Annotated in this window: 21 protein-coding genes; 6 read left to right on the top strand and 15 right to left on the bottom strand. The window is 65.3% G+C overall.

The window, feature by feature from the left end; genetic code table 11:
• Positions 1-15: 15 nt before the first annotated feature.
• From ACZ5YA_RS32205 to metE, 7 genes are all read right to left on the bottom strand, one after another.
• A complete protein-coding gene (locus tag ACZ5YA_RS32205; protein WP_118933340.1) occupies positions 16-714 on the bottom strand; it encodes a TerC family protein in 699 nt (232 codons plus the stop codon).
• Between the two features lie 353 nt (positions 715-1,067).
• Positions 1,068-1,949 carry a succinate--CoA ligase subunit alpha gene (gene sucD / locus ACZ5YA_RS32200; RefSeq protein WP_013392545.1) on the bottom strand — a complete coding sequence of 294 codons (882 nt, stop codon included), beginning with the start codon at positions 1,947-1,949 and terminating at the stop codon, positions 1,068-1,070.
• Positions 1,950-1,971: 22 nt separating this feature from the next.
• The gene (sucC, locus tag ACZ5YA_RS32195; RefSeq protein ID WP_059379204.1) at positions 1,972-3,132 is read right to left on the bottom strand and encodes an ADP-forming succinate--CoA ligase subunit beta; all 1,161 of its coding nucleotides are present in this window, start codon (positions 3,130-3,132) and stop codon (positions 1,972-1,974) included.
• A gap of 10 nt (positions 3,133-3,142) precedes the next feature.
• Positions 3,143-3,745, bottom strand: coding sequence for a DUF2889 domain-containing protein (locus ACZ5YA_RS32190; protein WP_059379336.1), 603 nt, complete (start codon positions 3,743-3,745; stop codon positions 3,143-3,145).
• Between the two features lie 80 nt (positions 3,746-3,825).
• Positions 3,826-4,392: a 4'-phosphopantetheinyl transferase superfamily protein gene (locus tag ACZ5YA_RS32185; RefSeq protein WP_464091729.1), complete on the bottom strand. Its 567-nt coding sequence runs from the start codon at positions 4,390-4,392 to the stop codon at positions 3,826-3,828.
• Positions 4,389-8,372: a Pls/PosA family non-ribosomal peptide synthetase gene (locus ACZ5YA_RS32180; protein WP_464091728.1), complete on the bottom strand. Its 3,984-nt coding sequence runs from the start codon at positions 8,370-8,372 to the stop codon at positions 4,389-4,391. Before ACZ5YA_RS32180 ends, ACZ5YA_RS32185 begins: the two co-directional genes overlap by 4 nt.
• 227 nt (positions 8,373-8,599) lie before the next feature.
• Positions 8,600-10,897: a 5-methyltetrahydropteroyltriglutamate--homocysteine S-methyltransferase gene (gene metE, locus ACZ5YA_RS32175; RefSeq protein ID WP_118933342.1), complete on the bottom strand. Its 2,298-nt coding sequence runs from the start codon at positions 10,895-10,897 to the stop codon at positions 8,600-8,602.
• A 141-nt stretch (positions 10,898-11,038) separates the two neighbouring features.
• On the opposite strand from metE, the gene ACZ5YA_RS32170 reads away from it, so the two are divergent.
• Positions 11,039-11,956, top strand: a complete 918-nt coding sequence (locus ACZ5YA_RS32170; RefSeq protein WP_464091727.1) for a LysR family transcriptional regulator — start codon at positions 11,039-11,041, stop codon at positions 11,954-11,956.
• Between the two features lie 112 nt (positions 11,957-12,068).
• Entirely contained in the window at positions 12,069-12,743 is a 675-nt protein-coding gene (locus tag ACZ5YA_RS32165; RefSeq protein ID WP_464091726.1) for a hypothetical protein, read from the top strand.
• A gap of 78 nt (positions 12,744-12,821) precedes the next feature.
• On the opposite strand, the gene recX is transcribed toward ACZ5YA_RS32165, so the two are convergent.
• The gene (recX, locus tag ACZ5YA_RS32160) at positions 12,822-13,508 is read right to left on the bottom strand and encodes a recombination regulator RecX (RefSeq protein ID WP_464091725.1); all 687 of its coding nucleotides are present in this window, start codon (positions 13,506-13,508) and stop codon (positions 12,822-12,824) included.
• A gap of 135 nt (positions 13,509-13,643) precedes the next feature.
• Entirely contained in the window at positions 13,644-14,708 is a 1,065-nt protein-coding gene (recA, locus tag ACZ5YA_RS32155; RefSeq protein ID WP_059379220.1) for a recombinase RecA, read from the bottom strand.
• 231 nt (positions 14,709-14,939) lie between these two features.
• Between recA and ACZ5YA_RS32150 the strand changes: the two genes are divergently transcribed.
• The 3 genes from ACZ5YA_RS32150 to ACZ5YA_RS32140 all read left to right on the top strand — a co-directional run bounded on the left by ACZ5YA_RS32150 (position 14,940) and on the right by ACZ5YA_RS32140 (position 18,980).
• Positions 14,940-15,629: a response regulator transcription factor gene (locus tag ACZ5YA_RS32150; protein WP_013392535.1), complete on the top strand. Its 690-nt coding sequence runs from the start codon at positions 14,940-14,942 to the stop codon at positions 15,627-15,629.
• Between the two features lie 115 nt (positions 15,630-15,744).
• Positions 15,745-17,124, top strand: a complete 1,380-nt coding sequence (locus ACZ5YA_RS32145; RefSeq protein ID WP_464092884.1) for a sensor histidine kinase N-terminal domain-containing protein — start codon at positions 15,745-15,747, stop codon at positions 17,122-17,124.
• Positions 17,125-17,318: 194 nt separating this feature from the next.
• Positions 17,319-18,980, top strand: a complete 1,662-nt coding sequence (locus tag ACZ5YA_RS32140; RefSeq protein WP_059379225.1) for an MFS transporter — start codon at positions 17,319-17,321, stop codon at positions 18,978-18,980.
• 417 nt (positions 18,981-19,397) lie between these two features.
• Here ACZ5YA_RS32140 and ACZ5YA_RS32135 read toward each other — a convergent pair whose 3' ends face one another.
• Positions 19,398-19,607 (bottom strand): hypothetical protein, encoded by a 210-nt coding sequence (locus tag ACZ5YA_RS32135; protein WP_059379226.1) that lies wholly within the window; start codon positions 19,605-19,607, stop codon positions 19,398-19,400.
• A 148-nt stretch (positions 19,608-19,755) separates the two neighbouring features.
• Between ACZ5YA_RS32135 and ACZ5YA_RS32130 the strand changes: the two genes are divergently transcribed.
• Complete coding sequence (locus tag ACZ5YA_RS32130; protein WP_054451049.1) at positions 19,756-20,655, top strand: recombination-associated protein RdgC; 900 nt, start codon at positions 19,756-19,758, stop codon at positions 20,653-20,655.
• A 78-nt stretch (positions 20,656-20,733) separates the two neighbouring features.
• On the opposite strand, the gene ACZ5YA_RS32125 is transcribed toward ACZ5YA_RS32130, so the two are convergent.
• The 5 genes from ACZ5YA_RS32125 to ACZ5YA_RS32105 all read right to left on the bottom strand — a co-directional run bounded on the left by ACZ5YA_RS32125 (position 20,734) and on the right by ACZ5YA_RS32105 (position 24,859).
• Complete coding sequence (locus ACZ5YA_RS32125; protein WP_059379228.1) at positions 20,734-22,170, bottom strand: diguanylate cyclase; 1,437 nt, start codon at positions 22,168-22,170, stop codon at positions 20,734-20,736.
• A 143-nt stretch (positions 22,171-22,313) separates the two neighbouring features.
• The gene (locus tag ACZ5YA_RS32120) at positions 22,314-23,606 is read right to left on the bottom strand and encodes an aspartate carbamoyltransferase (RefSeq protein ID WP_054451047.1); all 1,293 of its coding nucleotides are present in this window, start codon (positions 23,604-23,606) and stop codon (positions 22,314-22,316) included.
• A 97-nt stretch (positions 23,607-23,703) separates the two neighbouring features.
• A complete protein-coding gene (locus tag ACZ5YA_RS32115) occupies positions 23,704-24,117 on the bottom strand; it encodes a hypothetical protein (protein ID WP_059379231.1) in 414 nt (137 codons plus the stop codon).
• 3 nt (positions 24,118-24,120) lie between these two features.
• Entirely contained in the window at positions 24,121-24,552 is a 432-nt protein-coding gene (locus tag ACZ5YA_RS32110; protein ID WP_059379232.1) for a BPTD_2524 family lipoprotein, read from the bottom strand.
• 175 nt (positions 24,553-24,727) lie between these two features.
• Positions 24,728-24,859 (bottom strand): entericidin A/B family lipoprotein, encoded by a 132-nt coding sequence (locus ACZ5YA_RS32105; protein ID WP_042792633.1) that lies wholly within the window; start codon positions 24,857-24,859, stop codon positions 24,728-24,730.
• Positions 24,860-24,938 lie beyond the last annotated feature (79 nt).

Here is a 24,938-nt window from a genome sequence, read left to right as displayed (position 1 = left end):
AGTATAATTCAGCTTTCAGTCAGCTTTCTGGCGCATCAGCAAAACTTTACCGATAGCCAGCACCAGCACCGCGCCCAGCACGCCCGTCATCAACGCAAAGCTATGCTGCGTGATTCCCAGGGCCGCATCGATGCGCGCCACGGGTTCTTCCAGGGCCGGATCGCCCACCAGCAGTTCGCCAGCAATGAAACCCAGGAGCGCCGCGCCCACCCAGACGATGACCGGGAAGCGCTCGATGACCTTCAGGAGCAGCGTGCTGCCGAAGATGACCAGCGGAATACTGATGGCCAGGCCCAACACCAGCAAGGTCGTGTCGCCCATGGCGGCGGCGGCAACGGCCACCACGTTGTCCAGGCTCATGACCAGGTCGGCAATCATGATAGTGCGGATTGCGGTCAGCAGATTGCCTTGCGTCTTGCCGCCGCCATCTTCCTCGCCTTCGGGCAACAGCAGCGTCACGCCGATGTAGACCAGGAGCAGCGCGCCGATCAGCTTGAGCCACGGCAGCAGGAGCAGCTTGGCCGCTACCAGCGTCAGCACGATACGCATGATGATCGCCGCGGCGGAGCCGACCACGATCGCTTTTTTCTGTTGGGCCGGAGGCAGCGAACGCGCCGCCAGCGCAATAACCACGGCGTTGTCGCCCGATAGCAGAATGTTGACCCAAATGATCTGGAGCAACGCTATCCAGAATGCCGCTGAACTGAGTTCCATGCCTCTCTTTCCTAGGTGTGATCCCCCTAGGACGAACCAAATGAATGGGTGAAAAAAAGATAAAAAAATCGTACTGACCGCCTTGGTGCGAGCCCGGCGGCATTCTTGCTTGGTACGCGTGGAATTTCTTTCATTATAGTTTCGTTCAGCTTTCCGTATGTTTGCCAGGCCGCGCCATGGACGCGGGATTTCCCTAGGATTGCGGAAAAAAACGAAAAAAAGCCCGCCATAGCGGGCTTGGGTTGGCGGATGCCAGCCGCCGGGAGCCAGGGGTTTGACGCCGGGAGCGGGACTTCCGCCAGCAGGCCGCACGCCGGACGCAAGCAGCGTCCAGACGAGCGGCCAGGCGCTTTTTACAGCACCGACTTGAGCAGCTTGCCCATTTCGGACGGGTTGCGCGTGGTGCGGATGCCGCAGGCTTCCATGACTTCCAGCTTGGCGTCGGCAGTGTCGGCGCCGCCGGAGATCAGCGCGCCGGCGTGACCCATGCGCTTTCCGGGAGGAGCGGTGACACCAGCGATGAAGCCGACGACCGGCTTCTTCATGTTGTCCTTGGCCCATTCGGCAGCGTTGACTTCGTCCGGGCCGCCGATTTCGCCGATCATGATGACGGCGTCGGTGTCGGGATCGTCATTGAACATCTTCAGCACGTCGACGTGCTTCAGGCCGTTGATGGGATCGCCACCGATGCCGACGGCGCTGGATTGACCCAGGCCCAGCTCGGTGACTTGCGCCACGGCTTCGTACGTCAGGGTGCCCGAACGGCTGACGATGCCGATGCGGCCCTTGCGGTGGATGTGACCGGGCATGATGCCGATCTTGATTTCGTCGGGGGTGATCAGACCCGGGCAGTTCGGGCCCAGCAGCAGGGTCTTGCTGCCCTTGGCCTTCATGCGGTTCTTGACTTCCAGCATGTCGCGGACCGGGATGCCTTCGGTGATGCAGATCACCAGATCCAGTTCGGCCTCGACGGCTTCCCAGATGGCGGCAGCGGCGCCCGCGGGCGGCACGTAGATGACGGACACGGTGGCGCCGGTGTCAGCCTTGGCGTCCTTCACCGAAGCGAAGATCGGCACGCCTTCGAAGTCTTCACCCGCCTTCTTGGGGTTCACGCCGGCCACGAAAGCGGCCTTGCCATTGGCGTACTCACGGCACATGCGGGTGTGGAACTGGCCCGTCTTGCCCGTGATGCCCTGGGTGATGACCTTGGTGTCCTTGTTGATCAGAATCGACATTTGTGAATCCTTGGATTTTTCTTTACTTGACGGCGGCTACGACGCGGGTGGCGGCTTCAGCCATCGTGTCGGCGCTGATGATCGGCAGACCGGAGTCGGCCAGCATCTTCTTGCCGAGTTCTTCGTTGGTGCCCTTCATGCGGACGACCAGCGGCACGTTCAGGTTGACGGCCTTGCAAGCAGCGATCACGCCTTCGGCGATGACGTCGCAGCGCATGATGCCGCCGAAGATGTTGACCAGGATGGCCTTCACGCTCTTGTTCTTGAGCATGATCTTGAAGGCTTCCGTGACCTTCTCGGCGGTGGCGCCGCCGCCGACGTCCAGGAAGTTGGCCGGCTCGCCGCCGAACAGCTTGATGGTGTCCATGGTGGCCATGGCCAGGCCGGCGCCGTTCACCAGGCAGCCGATGTTGCCGTCGAGCTGGATGTAGGCCAGGTCGAACTTGCTGGCTTCGATTTCAGCCGGATCTTCTTCGTCCAGGTCGCGGTAGGCGACGATTTCCGGGTGGCGGAACAGGGCGTTGGGATCGAAGTTGAACTTGGCGTCCAGGGCGATGATGTTGCCCTTGCTGTCGCGGTTCAGCGGGTTGATTTCGACCAGGGAGGCGTCGGTGTCCATGTAGCACTTGTAGAGCTTCTGGAACACGTCCACGGCCTGGGCGGTGGAGTCAGCGGGCAGGCCGATCGCGTTGGCGATCTTGGTGGCTTGCTCGGCCGACAGGCCGGTCAGCGGGTCGATGTATTCGGTGATGATCTTCTCGGGAGTGGAGTGGGCCACTTCCTCGATGTCCATGCCGCCTTCGCTGGAAGCGATGAAGGCAACCTTCTGGGTGGCGCGGTCGGTGACCAGCGACACGTAGTATTCCTTCTGGATGTCGGCGCCGTCTTCGATGTACAGGCGGCGGACCTTCTGGCCTTCCGGGCCGGTCTGGTGCGTGACCAGCTGCATGCCCAGGATTTCCGAGGCCAGCTTGCGGACGTCGTCCAGCGAGCGCGCCAGCTTCACGCCGCCGCCCTTGCCGCGGCCGCCCGCGTGAATTTGTGCCTTGACGACCCACACCGGTCCACCCAGCTTTTCAGCGGCAGCCACGGCCTCGTCGACGGAAAGAGCGGGAATCCCGCGCGGCACGGGGACGCCAAATTGCTTCAGCAGTTCCTTGCCTTGATACTCGTGGATTTTCATGTGTTACCTGTCAGGACGTATGAGAAAAAGAAGGTGAATCGGAGGACGAATCGGCCGATGCCTCAGCGCTACCCCCGGTGTACCACTTGGGATAGTGCTCAGCCACCACCGGGCCGCGGGTGCTTAGCGCGTGGCAGCCGTCCAGTTGGAATGGACGCCGGTTCGGGTTGTTTTCCTGCCGCCGGCGGTTGGCCATGGTCTGGACTGCCGCGGTGGGTAGCACCTGCGACAGCTCGGTCATGTGCGTACAGCCCTCCACGTGCCCGAACCGCTCCTTGACCTGCCGGCGGAACCCTTTGAGCAGGTTCATGCCGATCAGATCAGTGTAAGCCGGTTCGATGGCCATGCAATGCTCGCCGTAGGGAGCGGCGTCATAGACGGCCTGCGCCGCCACGATCGCGAAATTCTCGTCGATGGTGATGCGCAGATGCATGTGGTGGATGGGTTGTCCGGCCTTGAACATCTCGCCGTCGCGCTTGGGGAAATCGTACGCCTTGACGTCGATCAGCTCGGCTTCCAGGTCCCAGAGCCCGTCTTCGCGCGCATACGACTGCACGCGTATGGAACGCGTGTGCAATGGTTGGCGAGGATAGTCCGGCGGTGGCAAGGGCATGCTGGGGGCCTGCGGGGCGAGATGCCTGCGCATGGTGCGCGGCAACAAAACCTTCAAAGTATAGCGCAGGCGGCCTGCGATCAAGCCTCCTGACTGGCGCCTGACGCACCGCCGCAGAGCGCGGCGGCCACCCACAGGCCCTGGTGCTGCAGCTGGCAGGTGATGCGGGCGGCGGCCAGATGGCGCTCTCGCTCCGGGGAGTATTCCTCCAGTCCCCGCCGGCAGGCTTTCAGGCGCGCCTCCAGCGCGCTCCAGGCGCGCGCGAAGGCGTCCGCCCGCGCCGCCGGCCGACTGGCGGCCAGCTCGGCGGCAGCCCGCGGACCGCAATAGAGGCTGATAACGTCCGCATCGCCCGTCCACGACTGCGCGCCGGTCAGATCCACGCCCGGCAGGCCCAGCCGGGACAGGCCGCAGAGGATATAGGGGCCATAGTAAGAGAAGGAACTGTTCCAGCGCGCGCCCGCGGGCATCCTCGGCCCCTTGGGCGTTTCGGTCCAACCGGGCGCGGCTTGCGGGTCGCGCCGCGCCAGTTCCGCGGCCAGCCAATCCCGGGCGGCCTGGCGCTGCCTTGGCCGGGACGCTGGCAGGTGCAGCAGCCACAATTCCACCGGGGCGCCCTCCCCGGTCAGCCTCAGCGGTCCGGTCACCGCTGCGTCCAAGGCGTGGCGGGACTGCCGATCCAGGCCTGGCCCGCCGGAATGGCCTCGCCCTTGAGCACCAGCGTCAGCGGCCCCAGGCGCGCCCCCGCTTCGACCCGGGTGTCGTACAGGATGGTGCTGCGGGGCCCGACGTTGACGGCATCGCCGATGCGGACCATGCCGATCTTCATCACGCGGTCTTCGAACAGATGGGTCTGCGGCCCGGACCAGGCGTGCAGCACCGCGTCGTCGCCGATCGACACGCAGTCGTATTCGGTGATGTCGGTGGTATCCATGAAGACGCGCTTGCCGATGCGGGCGCCCATGCAGCGCAAGGCCAACGGCAGCCAGGGCGTGGCCCGCAGGAAGTTGAAGAAGTTCGGGACGGCGATGGACTCATACAGGCTGGTGACCGCTTCGCTCTTCCAGACGAACGGCGTCCACATGGGCTCGGCGCGCGGTTTGTAGCGGCCGATCAGCGCCCATTTCAGCGCCACCAGGAACAGGAAGGCGCCCACGCCATACAGCACGCCGGCCAGCATCAGCTCGTCGAACGCGGCGACGAAGCCTTCGCGCGCGGCCATGGGGATGACCTTCATCACGGTCAGATAGCCCACCGCGATCACCACGGCCAGCGGCAGGATCATCCGCATGCCCTCGACACCGCCCCGCAGCACTTTGCGGCCAAGGCTGGGCCGGAACGTCAGGTGCGCGGGAAAGCCCGCCGTCTGCTCGCGCGCCGGCAGCGCCAGCGGCGGATTGCCCAGCCAGGTCTGGCCGCTGGCCATGCGGGCGTTGGCCGGCGCGCGGCTCTGCACGCCGATCAGCACGTCATCGGGCAGCACCGAGCCGTCCGGCACGTAGGCGCCGTTGCCAACGAAACTGCGGTTGCCGATGACGGTGGGCCGCATGGTCATCCAGCCGCCGTCGATTTCCTCGTCGCCCAGCATCACGCCGTCGGCGATGAAGCTGTCGCGGCCCAGGGTCAGCATGTCGGGCACCACGCCCATGGCGGTGGAAATCTCCGTGCCGCGACCGACCTTCGCGCCCAGCAGGCGGTACCAGTTGCCCGCGTAGATCGAAGCGTACAGGCCGTGCAGCACGCTGAGGCTCGATTCCTGGATCTGGTTGGTCAACCAGCGCCGCAGGTAGATCTGGCCATACACCGGCCAGCGGCCGCTGGCCAGACGGGGCAACAGCGTCCAACGCAGCAGCGCCGATACCAGCACCGTCAGCATCAGCAGCAAGGCGCTGGCAGGCAAAGCCAGCAGCAGATAGCTCAGGAAGGCTTGCGGCCAGGGTACGCGCGCGCCCATCAGGTCCAGCCAGCGCGCGTCGATCCAGTCGATCAGCACGAAGCTCGGGAACACCGGCATGAAGAACAGCGCGGCGATCAGCGTGCCGCCGGCCGCATAGGCCATGCAGTCGAGCCGGCTCCAGATGCCCTGGCGCTGCGGCCGCGGCGGCAATTCGGGAGCGCGGGCCTGCGGATCGTGGCGCGCAGGCGCCCCGCTCCAGATCTGGCCCGCAGGCACGCGGTCCCCCTGCGCCAGCGAAGACAGCCCGTCCAGCCGCGCGCCCTCGCCCATCGCCACGTCGCCTTGCAGCACCGAATAGGAACCGATGTAGGCGTTATCCGCCAGCGTGATCGGCGCAACCGTCCACTCGCCGCCGCGCACCGAGAAATTCTCCAGGTTGACCGCCGCGCCGATGCTCACGCCGTTGCCCACCGACAGCAGGTCGGGCGCGCGCACGGAGACTCGGCTGATGGCCGCATCGCGGCCGACGCGCGCTCCCAGCGCCCGCAGATACCAGACCTGCAGCGGAGATCCGGCAAGCAGATGCGCGGGCGGAATGTCCATCACCCGGTCCACCAGCCACCAGCGGTAGAACAGCCAGCCGTACATCGGATAACTGCCGGGCTTGAGCCGCCCTAGAATTCCCCACTTGCAGGCCACGGCCACGCCGAAGCTCAACAGATTGCAGGCCAGGTAGCTGGCGATGGACAGGGCCACCGCGCGCAAGACGGAGTCGCCCTCGTCACCCGTAAAGTAGTGGTAAGTGAAGAACGGCGTCAGCCAGATCAGCATGCGTACGCCGATCAGCAGCGGTAAGGCCGCCAACTGCGCCAGGCCGCAAGTCCAGCGGCGCCACTCAGGCGCGGGCGCCGGATCGGCGCCAGTCCCAGCGACGCCCGCCGGTTGGGCCGCGGCATTTTCGGCCAAGGCCAGCGCGTCCAGCCGGGCCGCAAGCGTCCCCAGCACAGGGTGCTGGTAAAGCTCGTGCATGGTCAGCGCGGAAAAATGCGGATGCTTGCGCAGCGACGACACCAGACGCGCGGCCAGCAGCGAGTGGCCGCCCAGATCGCGGAAGAAGTCGCTGGCCAGCCGCAGCGGCTGCCCTGGGAACAGTGGACGCAAGGCGTCGAACAAGGCCTGCTCGCCCGCCGTGACGGGCACGTCGTCTTCGCCGCTGGGCTCGGACACGGCCTCCAGTTCGCGCGCCTTCAGCGCCTTGCGGTCGATCTTGCCCGAGGTCAGGCGGGGAACGTCGGCCACCAGCTCGAAGCGCGCCGGAATCATGTAGGCGGGCAGGTCCGCGCCCAGCGCGGCGCGCATCGCGTGCGGGTCCAGCCGCTCCTCGCCCTCGGGCTTGAGGAAGGCCACCAGTTGCTCGATGCCCGCGAGATCGCGCAGCACCACGGCGGCGGCGCCCACGCCCGGCAGTCGGTAAAGCGCGGCTTCGATTTCCCCGAGTTCGACCCGGAAACCCCGCACCTTGACCTGATCGTCGCTGCGGCCCAGGCAGTGGATCTGCCCGTGTTCATCGATGCGCGCCAGGTCGCCGCTGCGGTACATGCGGGTGTCGTAATCGCCAGCCGGGCGCGGATTGGCCAGGAACTTCTCGGCCGTCAGCTCGGGCCGGCCCAGATAGCCGCCGGCCACGCCGGGACCGGTGATGCACAGCTCGCCCACCTGCCCTTGCGGCAGCACCGCGCCGTCCTCGCCGCGCACCAGCATGCCGTAGTTGGGCAGCGGCGTGCCTATGGTCACGGGCTCCCCGGGCAGGAGTTCGGCCAGGCTGGCGGACACCGTGGTCTCGGTGGGGCCGTAGGTATTGAACAGGCGCCGCCCGGGCGTGGCCCAGCGCGGCACCAGGAAGTCCGGGCAGACCTCGCCGCCCAGGTTGACGATGCGCAAACCGGGTACGTCGCGCGCGAACAGCGCCAGCAAGGTCGGCACCGCGTGCAGCACGGTAATGCCCTCCCGCACCAGCGCGTCCGGCAGGCCTTCCGGGTCCGTGGTCAGCATCTTGGGGGCCACCCACAGCGACGCGCCGACCAGATAGCTGATCCAGATCTCTTCGAACGACATGTCGAAGGCGACCGAGAAACCCTGGTAGACCTTGTCTTCGTGGCGCACGCCCAGCACCGCGTTTTCGCTGCGCAGGAAGTGGCAGATACTGGCGTGATTGATGGGCACGCCCTTGGGCTTGCCGGTGGAGCCCGAGGTGTAGATGACGTAGGCGGGATGCTCGGGCAGCAGCCCTTCCCGCCTGCGCAAAACGCCCTCGACCGGCTCCGACAGCGCCCAGGTGGTCCAGGTGACCATGCCGTCCAGCCGGACCTCGGCGCCCGCGACCAGTCCGCGAGCGCCCGCGTCCTGCAGGCAGACCAGCATGCGGTCCGCCGGCGTGTCGGATTCAAACGGCAGCCAGGCCGCGCCCGCCTTGGCGATGGCCGCCTGCATCACCAGCAGGTCGGCGCCGCGCGGCAGGCACAGGCCCACGATATCGCCGGGCCGCACGCCAGCCTCGATCAGATGATGCGCGGCCAGATCGGCGCGTTGGCCGAGTATGTCGTAGGTGAGAGTGTGATCCAGCCAATGAATGGCGACGGCGGCGGGATGCCGGCGGATCGTGGCTTCCAGAATGTCGGGCAGCGTCTCTGCGAGCAGCAGGTCGGGCCGACAGGGGCCTTGGAGAATCATAGGAACGGCAAGGATCCAGCAATGGGATTTTTGCGTATTGACCCACGCCGCGGAAATTCGTTCAAGCAAGATTGAAAAAAAATCGGCGCCACGCCCCAGCTGTGGCTTGCAGCCATCACCGGGATCTTGCGGCCGCAAAGAAAAAGCCCTGATCCGCGCGCGGCATGCGCGGATCAGGGCTGGCGCCGGCCCCAGGGGATCCGGCGGCGTTGCGGCAAGCTGTCTGCTCAGGCCGCCTGGCGCAAGGCTCGGGCCGCCTGCACCATGCCGATCAGCGCGGCTTCGGTTTCAGGCCAGGCGCGCGTCTTCAGTCCGCAGTCAGGATTGACCCACAGACGCTCCTTGGGCAGACGGGCCGAGGCCTTCTGCATCAGGCCGACCATCCAATCCACTTCCGGCACGTTCGGCGTATGGATGTCGTACACGCCGGGACCGATATCGTTCGGATAACGGAAGTCCTCGAACGCCTTGAGCAGCTCCATGTTGGAGCGCGAGGTTTCGATCGTGATCACGTCCGCGTCCATGGCGGCGATGGACTCGATGATGTCGTTGAACTCCGAATAGCACATATGGGTGTGGATCTGCGTTTCGTCGCGCACGCCGGCGGTCGACAGGCGGAAGCAATCCACGGCCCAATCCAGGTAGGCCTGCCAATCGGCGCGGCGCAGCGGCAGGCCTTCGCGGATGGCGGGCTCGTCGATCTGGATGACGCTGATGCCGGCGGCTTCCAGGTCCACCACTTCGTCGCGCAGCGCCAGCGCCAGCTGGCGGCAAGTCTGCTCGCGCGGCTGGTCGTCGCGCACGAACGACCACTGCAGGATGGTGACCGGGCCGGTCAGCATGCCCTTGACCGGCTTGTCGGTCAGCGACTGCGCGTACGACGACCAGCCCACCGTCATCGGCGCCGGACGCGCGACGTCGCCAAAAATGACAGGCGGCTTGACGCAGCGCGAGCCATAGCTCTGAACCCAGCCGTTCTTGGTGAAGGCGAAGCCGGCCAGCAGCTCGCCGAAGTACTCCACCATGTCGTTGCGCTCGGGTTCGCCGTGCACCAGCACGTCCAGGCCCACCTTTTCCTGGAAGCGGATGACTTCCTCGATCTCCTTGCGGATGGCGGCCTCGTAGCCAGAATCCGTCAATGCGCCCGACTTCCAGTCGCGGCGCAAGGCGCGGATTTCCGCGGTCTGCGGGAAGGAACCGATGGTCGTGGTCGGGTAGGCGGGCAGGCCCAGCTGTTCCTGCTGGCGGGCGATGCGGCCGGCGAACGGCGCGCGGTCGCGCGACACCGCGGCAGCGCCAGCCATGCGCTGGGCGACGGCCGGATTGTGGATGCGCGTCGAAGCGCGGCGGGCGGCGAGCGCGGCGCGCTGCTTGGCCAGGCCGTCCTGCGCGGCGGCTTGCGTGGCGCGGTCCAGGGCGCGGCCCAGCAGGCTCAGTTCTTCCAGCTTCTGCGCGGCAAAGGAGAGCCAGCTCTTGAGTTCCGTGTCCAGCTCGGTTTCATGCGCCAGGTCCACCGGCACGTGCAGCAGCGAGCACGACGGCGCCAGCCACAGGCGGTCGCCCAATTGCTGCTTGATGGGGGTCAACGTGGCGATGGCCGCGTCCAGGTCGGTGCGCCAGATGTTGCGCCCGTTGATGACGCCAGCGGACAGCACCTGCTCGGCGCCCAGGCCGGCGGCCACTTCCGCCAGCTGCTCGGGCGCACGGACCAGGTCCACATGCAAGCCGGCCACGGGCAGGCCCAGAGCGGTCGGCAGATTGTCCTTCAGGCCGTCGAAGTACGTGGCCACCAGCAGCTTGACCGGACTGGCAGAGAGCTGCTCATAGGTCTGCTTGAACGCGCCGCGCCAGGCTTGCGGCAGGTCCAGCGCCAGAATGGGCTCGTCGATCTGCACCCACTGCACGCCCAGCTTGGCGAAGCGCGCCAGCACTTCCTGGTAGACCGGCAGCAGCGCGGCCAGCAGTTGCAGCTTGCCCTCATCGGCGGCGCCGGCGGCAAAGGCGTCGCCCTTGCCCAGATACAGCCAGGTCAACGGCCCGGGGATCACGGGCTTCACCGCGCAACCCTGGGCCTGCGCTTCCCGGACCTGTTCGAACAGCGATTCGCGGGCGATGCGGAAGGTCTGGCCCGGCGCCAGTTCCGGCACGATGTAGTGGTAGTTGGTGTCGAACCACTTGGTCATTTCGCAGGCGGCGGCGGGCTTGCCCGACGGCGCGCGGCCGCGGCCCATGCGGAACAGCGTGTCCAGCGTGACGGGTTCGCTGTCGTTCTGGCCGAAGCGGGCAGGCACGGCGCCCAGCAGCGTGGTCCATTCCAGGATCTGGTCGTACCAGGCGAAGTCGCCCACCGGCACGAACTTCAGGCCGGCGGCGGCCTGCAGCTTCCAGTGCCTGGCGCGCAGCTCGCGGCCCGTCTGCTCAAGATCCCCGGCGGTCTGCCGGCCGGCCCAATAGGCTTCGACCGCGCGCTTCAGTTCACGCTGCGCGCCGATGCGGGGGAACCCCAAATTATGAATCGTAGTCATGGATCACCACCATTAGACAAAATTTGTTCAAGTGACAGCCATTTTGAGGCCAAATCAAAATGAATCAAAATCAATGTCTACATTTATAGAATGAGAAAATCTCATAAAATATGAGCTTATTTCCCATCCCTGCAGGCACCCATGCTTGAAGTCCGCCATCTTGAAACGCTTACCGCCATCCGCGACGGCGGCAGCCTGCAGGAAGCCGCCGAGCGCCTGCATCTGACCCAATCAGCCCTGTCGCACCAGTTGCGCGACCTGGAAACCCGGCTGGGCACGCCGTTGTTGAACCGCCGTACGCGACCGGCACGGCTGACGACGGCGGGACTGCGGGTGCTGGCGCTGGCGGATGAAGTGCTGCCGCGCATCCGCGCCACGGAACGGGACCTGCAGCGGTTGGCCGCGGGCCGCACCGGCCGGCTGCACCTGGCCATCGACTGCCATTCCTGCTTCCAGTGGCTGATGCCGGCCCTGGATGCCTTCCGCGTGCAATGGCCGGACGTGGCGCTGGATCTGTCGGCGGCGTTTTCCTTCGCTCCCCTGCCCGCCCTGGTGCGCGGCGACCTGGACCTGGTTATCACCTCCGATCCCCAGCCGCTGGACGCAGTGGAATACCTGCCGCTGTTCAAGTACGAGCTTGTGCTGGCCGTGTCGGAATCCAATCCGCTGGCCGGCAGCAAGTTCGTCATGCCGGACCAATTGGCCGACCAGACGCTCATCACCTATCCCGTGGACAAGCAGCGCCTGGACATTTTCACGGCCTTCCTCGACCCCGCCGACGTGGAGCCGGCCGCCATCCGCCGCGCGGAACTCACCCCCATCATTGCGCAACTGGTGGCCAGCAACCGCGGCGTGGCCGCGCTGCCCAACTGGGCGCTGACGGAATACATGAATCAGGGTTGGCTGCGGCAGTGCCGGCTGGGCCCGCAAGGCGTGTGGCGCACGCTGTATGCGACGGTGCGCAGCGAGGACACGGAGGCCTCGTACATCGATCAGTTCCTGACCATTACCCGGGATGTGTGCTTCAAGACCTTGTCGGGGATCAAGTCAGCAAAATAGCGCCCCTGCCGTATGTCGCCGACTCGCGATACATTAAAAAATAATAAGATTCAATTTAGTACATAAGGCTTAGAATGCTGCTCCCTCAAACCTTCGAGCCAGCAGCAAAAACATGCTCTTGCCATCGTTGTTCTCAGCGCGCGTTGTCGGCCGTTCGGCCATTCTTGCTTCCATCGCCTTGCTGGCGGGTTGCGGCAACGTTCCGAACACGCTCCCGGTGCAGTATTCGCCTTCCTCGGTGATCAGCGCTGAAGGGGCTGTCGAAGTCGGCGATTTCACCTACGAACCCAACAAGAAAGAGGCGGCAGAACAGCCCAAACCCCAGCGCTACGCCAACGCCGGCCTGTCGACCTCGCAGCAGGCCAGCTCACCGAACTCCACTGGCAGCTACCGCGCCCCGCAAATCGCTCCGAATCAGATCCGCAACACCGCAATCGGCAGCATATTGCTCGAAAAGGACGTCAAGGACTTTGTCCGGGATGCCACCTTTGCCGAACTGCGCTTCATCGGCGTCAAGGTCAATGGCAACCAACAGCGCCGTCTATTGACCGCCGAAGTCGAGGAATTCCTGGCGGACGACCTGGGGTATTCGGTGGATTGGACATTGCGTATCGCCTATGTCGTGACCGACAAGGCCACGCAGAAGCCCGTGTACACGCAAACCAAGGAAACCAAGCGACGCACGAACAAGTTCGCCAATTTCTTCACTTCGCTAAACGATTCGATACGGCTCAGCACCGAAGCTTTGGCCAAGGACCCGGATTTCCTGTCTGCCATCCAGGAATAAGGCCCGTCGCCTCGCTTTTTGGGAAATCCGCCACGGCGGATTTTCATGGGCGTACGGACAAGCCCCGCACAGGGCTGCTCAATCCTCGTCGCCCTCGCCCAGTATCCGGCGGATCACGTCATGCGCAAAGCCGCGGCTGGCCAGAAAGCGCGCCTGCTTGGCGTAGGCCGCGCGGTCTTCCGGCTTGGCGCTGAAGCGCTTCTTCCAGACCTCCAGCGCGCGGTCGTACTCGGTGGCCCGCAGCTGTTCGCGCAATTCGGCGACCTGGTTGTCGTCCACCCCATGCTGGCGCAATTCCTGCACGATGCGCGCCGCCCCCTGGCGCGATGCGCGGCGGTGCACCAGGCTTTGCGCAAAACGTTCGGTGGACAGCCAGCCTTCTTTTTCCAGGGCATCCAGCACGGCCTCGACCTCGCCCGGGTCCTCGGCGTAGGCGGCAAGCTTGCGCGCCAACTCTTCGCGGGCATGCTCGCGCCGCGACAGATAGCCCACGGCCCGCATCTTCAGCGACGGCCCCTTGCGGGCGGATTGGCCGTCCGCATCCGGGCCGTCCTCGGCTCCGGCGACGGCACGGCGGCCGCGGCGCGCATTGCCGGCTTCCGAGCTGCGGCTCCACTGATCTGGCGCATTGCTGGATTCCGCTTCCTGATCGCGGCGCGCATCCGAAGTGCGGCGCAAGCCCTGGGGCTTGGCCACGGTTTCGAATTCATCGTCCAGCTTGGCGCGTAGGCGTTCGGCTGAAGCGGGCGGCGGTTTCCAGCTCATGCGTTTCCTGCTTGCTATGCATAACGGCAGGCCCGTCCTGGCGCCTGCCGCAACTGTTCGGGCTGCCCCGACGCGATAGGCCGGCCGTTTGCGGCGAAGCTGAATTGCGCCGCGCCAGGCCCGCCACCGATCCGATTACTCTTCGGAGGTATCTTCCGCGGTCGGCACGAATTCTGCCGCGCGGCTGACGATGCCTTGGTTCTCGCGAACGCGGTTCTCGATTTCGATGGCCAGTTCCTTGTGTTCTTTCAGGTACTCGCGGACATTGTCCTTGCCCTGGCCGATGCGATTGCCGTTGTAGCTGTACCAGGCGCCGGACTTGTCCACCACATTGGCGGCTACGCCCAGGTCGATGATTTCGCCTTCGCGCGAGATGCCGGCGCCGTACATGATGTCGAATTCGGCCTGCTTGAACGGCGGCGCGACCTTGTTCTTCACGACCTTGACGCGGGTTTCGTTGCCGACGACTTCGTCGCCCTTCTTGATGGAACCGATGCGGCGGATGTCCAGGCGCACGGAGGCGTAGAATTTGAGCGCGTTGCCGCCGGTGGTGGTTTCGGGGTTGCCGAACATCACGCCGATCTTCATGCGGATCTGGTTGATGAAGATGACCATGCAATTGGTCTTCTTGATGGTGGCGGTGAGCTTGCGCAGCGCCTGGCTCATCAGGCGGGCTTGCAGGCCGGGCAGGGAATCACCCATTTCGCCTTCGATTTCGGCCTTGGGCACCAGCGCGGCCACCGAGTCGATGACGATCAGGTCGACCGAACCGGAGCGCACCAGCGCATCGGTGATTTCCAGGGCCTGCTCGCCCGTGTCCGGCTGCGAGATCAGCAGGTCGGCCAGGTTCACGCCCAGCTTGGAGGCGTATTGCACGTCGAGCGCGTGTTCGGCGTCGACGAAGGCGCAGGTGCCGCCCAGCTTTTGCATTTCAGCGACCACTTGCAGCGTCAGCGTGGTCTTGCCCGAGGATTCCGGACCGTAGATTTCAACCACGCGGCCTCGCGGCAGGCCGCCGACGCCCAGCGCGATGTCCAGACCGAGCGAGCCCGTGGAAACCACCTGGATGTCATGCGAAACATCGTTGTCGCCGTAGCGCATGATCGAGCCCTTGCCGAACTGCTTTTCGATCTGCGAAAGCGCGGCGGCAAGCGCCTTGGCCTTTTCCGATGCGGCGGCCTTGGTGGTTTTGTCGTCCATGTAGAGTCCTGTCTGTAACGTATCTGGTGTCTAGGGAAGTGCCGCAGGGTTAGGCGGGTGCTTTGAGCAACGGGTCAGATTATGGCATCGGATTATACTGTACATAAAACCAGTGTGCCACTGTTTTGCACGTATACCCTGAGTGGCAAGCTTGGCGCCCTATGCCAGAATGCCAGACGAACCCGGCGTTTTGTCCCCTTTGCGCCGCGGGGCCTTTTCTCACTGTAGCCCATGCGTATCCTGATCGCCGAAGACGACAGCATCCTGGCCGACGGCCTGTCCCGCTCGTTGCGCCACAACGGCTATGCCGTGGATGCGGTGCGCGACGGACTGGCGGCCGATTCGGCGCTGGCGGCCCAGGCATTCGACCTGCTCATCCTCGACCTCGGCCTGCCGCAGCTGGCCGGGCTGGAAGTGCTGCGCCGCCTGCGCGCCCGCAATTCCGCCCTGCCGGTACTCATCCTGACGGCGGCCGACAGCATCGAACAGCGCGTCAAAGGCCTGGACCTGGGCGCCGACGACTACATGGCCAAGCCTTTCGCGCTGTCCGAGCTCGAGGCCCGCGTACGGGCCCTGACCCGGCGCGGCGCGGGCGGCGGCGCCACCATGATCAAGCACGGCCGCCTGCTGTTCGACCAGACCGGCCGCGTCGCCATGGTCGACGACCAGACCCTGGACCTGTCGGCGCGCGAAGTCAGCCTGCTCGAGATCCTCCTGACCCGCAGCGGCCGCATGGTCAGCAAGACGCAGCTGGTCGACCACCTGTGCGAATGGGGCGAAGAGGTCAGCACCAACGCCATCGAGGTCTACGTCCATCGCCTGCGCAAGAAGCTGGAACCCAGCGGCGTGAAGATCGTGACCGTGCGCGGCCTGGGCTACTGTCTTGAGCGGGACCAGGGTGCGGCGTACCTCGCAAGCTGAAGCGGCGCCGCCGGAAGCGCTGAACCAGGAAGCACTGGATGTCATGCGGGCGGGGGCCAAGGGCCCGAGCTTCGCGCCGCCGCAGCGCTCCCTGCTGGGCGAAATCCTCGACTGGATGCTGGCGCCGCTGTTCCTCCTGTGGCCGATGAGCGTGGCCATCACCTATGTGGTGGCCCAGAACATCGCCAACGTGCCCTACGACCGCGCGCTGGCCAACAACCTCCATGTACTGACCTTGCAGGTGCACGCGCAGGACGGCCGGGCCGTGCTGAAGATGACCAACACCGCGCGCGAGGTGTTGCACGCCGACGAGACCGATAGCGTGTTCTGGCTGGCGCTGGGCAGCCGCGGCGAATACCTGGGCGGCGACCGCGCCCTGCCCCTGCCGTCCACCGTGGGCCAGCCCCGCCCCGGCGAAGTCCAGTACGAAGACGCGACCTTGCGCGGCTTCGGGGTCCGGCTGGCGTTCACCTGGGTGGACCTGCATCTGCCCGATACCCAGCCGGCGCTGCTGATCGCCGCCGAAACCGTCGAAAAGCGCACGCAACTGGCCAACGACATCATCAAGGGCGTGATCATTCCGCAGTTCGTGGTGCTGCCTGTCGCCGTGCTGCTGGTGTGGTTCGGGCTGTCGCGCGGAGTGGCGCCTTTGAATGCGCTGCAGCAGCGCCTGCGGGCCCGCCGGCCCGACGACCTGTCGCCCATCGACGAGCGCGCCGCCCCCACCGAGATCGCGCCCCTGGTGGCCGCAATGAACGACCTGCTGGATCGGCTTTCGTCCAACGTGCAGGCGCAGCGCCGCTTCGTCGCGGACGCCGCGCACCAGCTGAAGACCCCGCTGGCCGGCCTGCGCACGCAGGCCGAACTGGCCCTGCGCGACGCCAGCCCCGAGGAAATGCAGTCCAGCCTGCGCCAGCTCGTGACCGGCTCCGAACGCGCCACGCGCCTGGTGAACCAGCTGCTGCTGCTGGCCCGGGCCGAGAACCCCAGCGCCATCGGCATGACGCGCACGGACATCAACGCCATCGCCTACGAACAGGCCATGCACTGGGTGCCGCAGGCGCTCTCGCTGAGTACCGACCTGGGCTTCGAAGGCTCGGACCAGCCGGTGGAGATCAACGGCAACCCCCTGCTGCTGGCCGAACTGCTCAACAACCTGGTGGACAACGCGCTGCGCTACACGCCGCGCGGCGGCCACATCACGGTCCGCGCGCAGGTCCAGGACGGACACGCGGTGCTGGAGGTGGAGGATTCCGGGCCAGGCATTCCGCCCGAGGAACGCGAACGCGTGTTCGACCGCTTCTACCGCGTGCTGGGCACCCAGTCCGACGGCAGCGGCCTGGGGCTGGCCATCGTGCGCGAGATCGCCCAGAAGCACCAGGCCAGCGTCGAAATCAGCGATCACCCCACGACGTATTCGAACCTGCCCGGCATGCGGATCCGCGTGATCTTTCCGCTCTACGCTGAGTTGTCAGACCTCGCCGACGTCTCCTAGGACTATCCCTAGCCTCCCAGGGATACGTTACTTTCAGTTTCAATTTTAAGACTCAAGTAAGTATCCCGTCAGAACCTCGTCAGCCTCACCCCCCAATGTTGCATATAGCTCAATGTCGGCTCGCCGGCGGCGGGCGCAGCACGGCGGACCACCGCCGGCCATAAAACCGAGGAGACATCATGAGCACAACAACCATGGCAGGCCGCGGTCCATCCGCGGATCCGCGCCCGATGACCAAGGATGAACGCCGCGTCATCTTTGCGTCGTCGCTGGGCACGGTTTTCGAGTGGTACGACTTCTATCTGTACGGCTCGCTAGCCGCCATCATCGCGCAACACTTCTTCTCGGGTGTGAACCCCACCGCGGGCTTCATCTTCGCCCTGCTGGCGTTTGCGGCCGGTTTCGCCGTGCGCCCGTTCGGCGCCCTGGTATTCGGCCGCCTGGGCGACCTGGTCGGACGTAAGTACACCTTCCTGGTCACGATCGTGATCATGGGCCTGTCCACGTTCCTGGTCGGCGTGCTGCCCAGCTACGCCAGCATCGGCCTGGCCGCTCCCGCCATCCTGATCGTCCTGCGCCTGCTGCAAGGCCTGGCGCTGGGCGGCGAGTACGGCGGCGCGGCGACCTATGTGGCCGAGCACGCGCCGCATGGCCGCCGCGGCTTCTACACGTCCTGGATCCAGACCACCGCGACCCTGGGCCTGTTCCTGTCGCTGCTGGTCATCCTCGGCATCCGCACGTTCATGGGCGAAGACGACTTCAAAGCCTGGGGCTGGCGCATTCCGTTCCTGATCTCGGTCGTCCTGCTGGGCATCTCGGTGTGGATCCGCCTGCAACTGAGCGAATCGCCGACCTTCCAGCGCATGAAGGAAGAAGGCAAGGGTTCCAAGGCGCCGATCGCCGAATCGTTCGGCCAGTGGAAGAACCTGAAGGTCGTGATCCTGGCGCTGCTGGGCCTGACCGCCGGCCAGGCCGTGGTCTGGTACACGGGCCAGTTCTACGCCCTGTTCTTCCTGACGCAGACGCTGAAGGTCGACGCCAACACCGCCAACATCATGATCGCGATCGCGCTCCTGATCGGCACGCCTTTCTTCGTGATCTTCGGCGCGCTTTCGGACAAGATCGGCCGCAAGCCCATCATCATGGCCGGCTGCCTGATCGCCGCGGCGACCTACTTCCCGATCTTCCAGGGCATCACGCACTTCGCCAACCCGGCGCTGGAAAAGGCCCAGGCCACGGCCCCGGTCACCGTGATCGCGGACCCCGCCACCTGCTCGTTCCAGTTCAACCCGGTAGGCACTTCGTCCTTCACCAGTTCTTGCGACGTGGTCAAGTCGTTCATGGCCCGCAACTCGGTGAACTACAAGAACGAAGCGGCGCCGGCCGGCTCGGTCGCCAAGGTCAAGATCGGCAACGACGAGTTCGCCTCGTTCGACGGCAAGACCATGGCCCCCGCCGACTTCAAGGCCAAGGCCGCCGAACTGGACAAGGCCCTGACCACCGCGATCCGCAGCCACGGCTACCCCGCCAAGGCTGATCCGGCCCAGAGCAACAACGTCATGGTCGTGGTGCTGCTGACCATCCTGGTGATCTACGTGACCATGGTGTACGGCCCGATCGCAGCCATGCTGGTGGAAATGTTCCCGACGCGCATCCGCTACACGTCGATGAGCTTGCCGTATCACATCGGCAACGGCTGGTTCGGCGGCTTCCTGCCCCCGGTCGCCTTCGCCGTGGTCGCGGCCACCGGCAACATCTACGACGGCCTGTGGTACCCGATCATCATTGCAGTCATGACCCTGGTCATCGGCACGCTGTTCGTGCGCGAATCCAAGGACAACGACATCAACGCTTAAAAGGCCATCCCCCGCCGGACGGGACTGCTGCGCCCGCCCGGCCTTTCAAAAGCTCCTTATGGAGCTTTTTTTTTGCGCGCAATCAAGCAGGATCGGCCCCCAGGGAGCGAGCGGGCTAAAAAGAGGCCCGCACTTTCAGGACCATGTCAGACCCGCCCCATTAGACTGGGCGCTCAGATTACGGCCTTGCGCCAGATCGACCGACGATTGATCCCCCTGTCGGACGATTGCAGGGCCAGTGTTCTGACACCGATACCGCGTTCCCCGCGAGCCTTTTATGACGCGGTATTGCGTGCTCCCGTACCGGCCCGGCCCTCAATGAGCCGGGCCGCTTTTTTTTATGCCGCGCACGTGAAAATGGCGACCTCTCGGTCGCCATGATCGGATCCTGCCGACAGCGGTCGCGGCCGCCCGCAATCAGCGGCGCATGCCCACGCCGATTGCCACCACGCCGGCCACGATGGCCGCAATGCCGGCCCAGGCCGGAATCGCCACCGACTTCTCGGTCTCGGCGGTGGCCTTCACCGAACCGATCTGCAGCACGGTCTCCTCGGACTTGTAGTTGAAGCCCTTGTAGGCCAGGGCGGCGATGCCCAGAACGATCAGAATGGCGCCGATGATCTTCATTTTTTATCTCCAGTTCGACTTGCTGCGCGGACAGTAGCGCATCGGCTCGCCGCTGTCAGTGACAGAAGGTGTCGCATCACGCTGCGGTATTGCCGCACTTCGGCAAAGCGGCCGCGTCGTATAGAATCAACCCTTTTGGCCGACGCTCATGTGGTTCAAGAATCTCAAGATTTATCGCCTCTCCTCGCCGTGGACGCTGGTCGGCGACCAGCTTGAAGAAACGCTCGCGCGGCATGCCTACCAAAGCGGCAACAACCTCGAAATGCAAAGCCTGGGCTGGGTTCCTCCGCGCGAGAACGGCGGCCTGGCGCATGTGGTCAACGGCCAGATCCTGCTGAGCCTGCGCGCCGAAAAGAAGCTGCTGCCGGGCACCGTGGTGAACCAGGTCGCCAAGGCCCGCGCCCAGGAAATCGAAGAGCAGCAAGGCTACAAGCCGGGCCGCAAGCAGATGAAGGAAATCAAGGAGCGCGTCACCGACGAGCTGCTGCCGCGCGCCTTCAGCGTGTACCGCGACACCCGCGTCTGGATCGATCCGCAGAACCATTGGCTGGTGATCGATGCGGCCGCTTCGGCCAAGGCCGACGAAGTCATCGGCCTCCTGGCCAAGTGCGTGGATCCCTTCCCGCTCGAAAACCTGTACGTGGCGCAGTCGCCGGCCTCGGCCATGACCGGCTGGCTGGCCGAGGACGAGGCTCCGGCCAACTTCTCGATCGACCAGGACACCGAGCTGCGTTCGTCGGGCGAAAGCGGCGCGGCGATCCGCTACGTCAAGCACTCGATCGACGCCGATGACGTGCGCCGCCATATCCAGTCGGGCAAGCAGTGCACCCGCCTGGCCATGACCTGGGCCGACCGCATTTCGTTCGTGCTCACCGAAGGCCTGGACGTCAAGCGCGTCGCGCCCCTGGACGTGCTGAAGGAAGGCAACGAAGGCGTGGCCGCCAACGACGACGAGAAGTTCGATTCCGACATGATGCTGATGACGGGCGAACTGGCCAAGATGATGGCCGAGCTGGTCGACGCGCTGGGCGGCGAAAAGAAGGTGTAAGCCTCAGGCGCCCTGGCGCCAGGCAAACCGCGGGCCGCCCTTGACCGGGCGGCCTTTTTCATGCGCGCGAGCTGGGCCTCAGGCCGCCACGGCCCGGTCGCGGCCGGCCTGCTTGGCCTGGTACAGCGCCTGGTCCGCGCGGTCGATCAGATAGGCATAGTCCGGATGGCCGTCGAAGGTCGCCACGCCGATGCTGGCCGTGATGTGCAGCGGCGCTGCCTCGGGAATGGTGAAGACATGGCGGCGGATCTCCGCGCCGAGCTTCTCGGCCGTCGCCAGCGCGGCCTCCTGTTGCGCATCCACCAGCACCACGAGGAATTCCTCGCCGCCGTAGCGGAACACGAAATCGCTGGAGCGGCACGATTGATGCAGCACTTCCGCAAACTGGCGCAACACCTGGTCGCCGCCGGAATGGCCGTGCTGGTCGTTGATGGCCTTGAAATGATCGATGTCCAGCAGCAGAACGGAGAACGAGCTGCGCTGGCGCCGCGCGATCGAGATTTCGCGCCCGACCACCGAGGGCAGGAAGCGCCGGTTCAGCACATTGGTCAGCGGATCGCTGCCGCTCTCGATCTCGGCCACCATGTCGAACAGGCCGTTGAGCAGGTGCTTGATGCGCGCCACCAGCTCCTGCAACTCGCGCACGTGGTCCGGCATCGAAGCGGCGAGACCCTGTTCTTCGCCGCGCATCAATTGCGGCAGCACTACCCCGTCCAGCTGCGCGACGGCGTCCGTGATCTGCTGCAGGCCCGGGGCGCTTTCGAACATCGCCCCGCCCTTGTGCTGCAGCCACAATCCGAATTCCGAGGCCGCCAGCCGCGGCAGGCTTTGCCCCGGCGCGCGGTAATGCAAGCCGATCAGCACCGACTGGCTCCACTCCAGCAAGGCGGCGCGCTGGCGTTCGCGTTCCGTGGAAATGTTCTGCCCCAGGGCGAAGAGACGGTAGGCCTCGTCGTTGCGGGCGCCGCGGCTGATGTCGCGCATGAAGGCGCGGCTCATCTGCTCGACCGCCAGGTCGAACAAGTTGCACACGTACTGGGTGGCGACCGACGCGGCCATGCCGTCCAGGTCGCTGGCGCGCAGGCGCAACGCGATCTCGTTCTTGAGGATGCGGGCGCCAGCCATCACCAGATGGATCGGGATGTGGACGCGGGCGTGCACCTCGCCCACTTTTTTCTGCGTGGCCATCAGGGCGGCGATATCGCCCTGGTCGCGCACGCACAGCAGCCCCTTGAGCCAGCGGGTCATGCCGGCATGCAGGCGGCTGGACACGATGTCGTGGGATAGGCGGGGGCCGGCCTCGGCATCGGCCAGCAGCGTGGAATAGAAGGCGTCGACCAGGGCGGACAGGCTGTCGCCCACCACCGCGGCGACCTGCCCGCGCGTATAGGCGTCAACCGACTGGTAGACCGCTATCCAGGCCTGCTCGTCGGACGCGCTCAGGTAGCACGCCTGGCCGGATGAGCCGGCGTGACGATCGGAAGTTGGCGGAACGCCAATACTGCTTGTAGACATAGATAATCCGTCCGCAGGCCCCACGGCGTGTCCGGAAACGACACGCGACAGAAAAAAAGCCAGCGCGGATTATGCTTGAAAACCCCGCGACCAGGCCGCGCAGGGGCCTGGTTCAGAGGGGTATTCGGCCCGGAGCCGCGCGCTTATTCGAGTCCGTGAAAGGCGGAATCGTCCGGACCGACGTGGGAGGGATGCTGCCAGGTCACGTCGCGCAAGGAATGCTGCACCAAGCCTTCCACGCCCAGCAGCACCGCGAAGATCGCCATGCGGATGGGGATGCCGTTGTCGGTCTGGCGGAAGATGGCCAGGCGCGGATCGTGGTTCAGGTCCACGCTCAGGTCATTGGCGCCGGGACGGCTGTCGCGCGGCAGCGGGTGCATCACGATGGTATCGGGGCCGCAGTAGGCGTCGATGATGGCGCGGCTGATCTGGAAGTCCGGCGTATAGCCTTCGTTCTCCTCGTTGGCGAAGCGCTCTTTCTGCACGCGCGTCGCGTAGATCACGTCGGCGCCGGCCAGGCCTTCGGCCAGCGTGCTCTTCTGCTCGATGATGTTGCCGTTGCGGCTGGCCTGCTCGATGATGTATGCCGGCATTTCCAGGCCCTTGGGCGACACCAGCGAAAACTTCACATTCTTGTACAGCGCCATCAACTTGATGAGCGAGTGCACGGTGCGGCCGTACTTCAGGTCGCCGACCATGGCGATGTGGGCGCCGTCCAGCAGTTTGCCCAGGCGCGAGAACTCGGTCAGGATCGTGTACAGGTCCAGCAGGGCCTGGCTGGGATGCTCGCCGGGGCCGTCGCCGCCGTTGACCACGGGGATGTTGGTGGCGCGCGCGAATTCGGCAACCGAACCCTGGTCCGGATGGCGGATGACCATGGCGTCGACGTAGCCGCTCATGACGCGGCTGGTGTCGTAGATCGACTCGCCCTTGGCCATGGACGAGAACGTGAAGCCGGTGGTGTCGCAGACCGAGCCGCCCAGGCGGCAGAACGCGGAACCGAAGCTCACGCGGGTACGGGTGCTGGCCTCGAAGAACAGGTTGCCCAGCACCGCGCCTTCCAGCACGCGGGACACCTTCTGGCGGCGGGCGATGGGCTGCATCATGTCGGCCACGCGGAACAGGTCCTCGACCGATTCGCGGGTGAACTGGTCCACCGACAGCAACTGGTGCTTGCCTTCCACCGCGATGCGGTCACGCAGCGGGCCTTCTTGTACGCTTTGCGTATATTTTTCCAGCAAGACGCCGTTCTGGACGATTTCGCTGACGAAGCGCTGCACCACTTCCGGCATGGCGCGGAATTCCTGCGAGCCCTCGGGCAACAGCCAGGTATCCAACGCGCGGCGTTTGACGCCGATGCGGGTTGCGAACACGTCGCGGGTGAGATTCAGGCGTCGCATGGCGTCGCGCAGGAAGGCTTGCTGGGAAATGGTCATGACGGGCCCCGAACAGGAGATTTATATACGCACTGCGCATATTATTCTCAACACAAATTCAAGTCCAACACTTTTGCGCACACGGGTTTACCCGCAACTAACGTCTCACGTAGGCGGTAGTCGTCTGGGGCGCATCCGTGATCGCCTGTCCCGCCGCCAGCCAGCAGGCAGCGCAGAAGGCGAGCGCGCTGATCAGATAGCAAACCATGGCCAGAAGCTGCGCGGGCCAGTGGGCGCGCGTCAGATGTCCGGTGTAGCCCTGGCGCAACAGGCTGACCTGCGCCAGGTAAGCAAACAGGATTCCGAGGCAGGCGGCCAGCAGGCCGCCCAGCAACAGCGCCAGCGGCAGCTGCAGATCCGGCGCGGCGATGTCGCCGCCCACTACGCCCAGCGAAAAGCCCGTCAGGATCAGCGCCGCGCCGCCATTGAGCCAGCCCAGGAAGCGAAACGCCCCCGCCAGTAGCGAGAACGACAGGCCGCTGGCGCGTATCTGCTGGGCGCGGGCGTCCACGGATCAGCCTTCCCCGCCCTTGCGGCAGACCGGCGTGGCGCTCTGGATCGAGGCGCGGGCAGCGGCGATTTCAGCAGCGTCCCAACGCCCCTCGCCCAGCACCGTGATGGTCACCTTGGACGTCGACGGCGTGGCGGTTTCGGCGGCGATCAGTTCCAGCACCTTGGCGGGCTCCGTCACCTTATAGAGCTGCACCTCGTCCGGCGCCCCCTTTTCACCCTTCACGTGGCGCCAGGCATAGGCGACGTTATACGCATGCTGCACTTGCACGTGGCAGGTGCGCACGTACTCGCCGGCCCGGCGGAAAGCCGCTTCGTAGTTGGTATTGACAGTGAAGGTCTCCGTCAGCACGGCATCGGATTCGTAGACCCCTTTGCTCGCGCAGCCGGCCAACAAGGCCGCAAACGCCATTCCCAACCACAAAGACTTGCGCATGACACTTCCCACGATCGAATTCAACTCCTCGAATTATGCCAGGGGGAAGAGTCCTCGCGACGCCCCCGCCTGCTGCCCTTCCCCCGAAGCCGGGCGTCAACAAAAAAGCCGCGAGAGGGATGCCAAGGCATGTCTCGCGGCTTGCGGGCCGGATTGCGGCGCAGGGAGCGAAGGCCTACTTGGTGGCAGCGCCCTCTATCTTCTCGCCGCCCCGCTGGATGTCCTTGCCTGCCCCCGCTACGGTGTTGCAACCGGCCGAGAGCGCGGCGATCGAAAGCAACATGACGAGAAAGACTTTGTTCTTCATGGACATCTCCTGTCTGGGCTTGGAAAGTGAAGTCAGCATACCCCAAAGACCCTCATTTGCGCACCGGCCAGACCGGACG

Source organism: Achromobacter sp. JCM 18799, assembly GCF_055395645.1.
The sequence above is the reverse complement of the archived record's forward strand: the minus strand, read 5'-3'. Positions and strand labels throughout refer to the sequence as shown.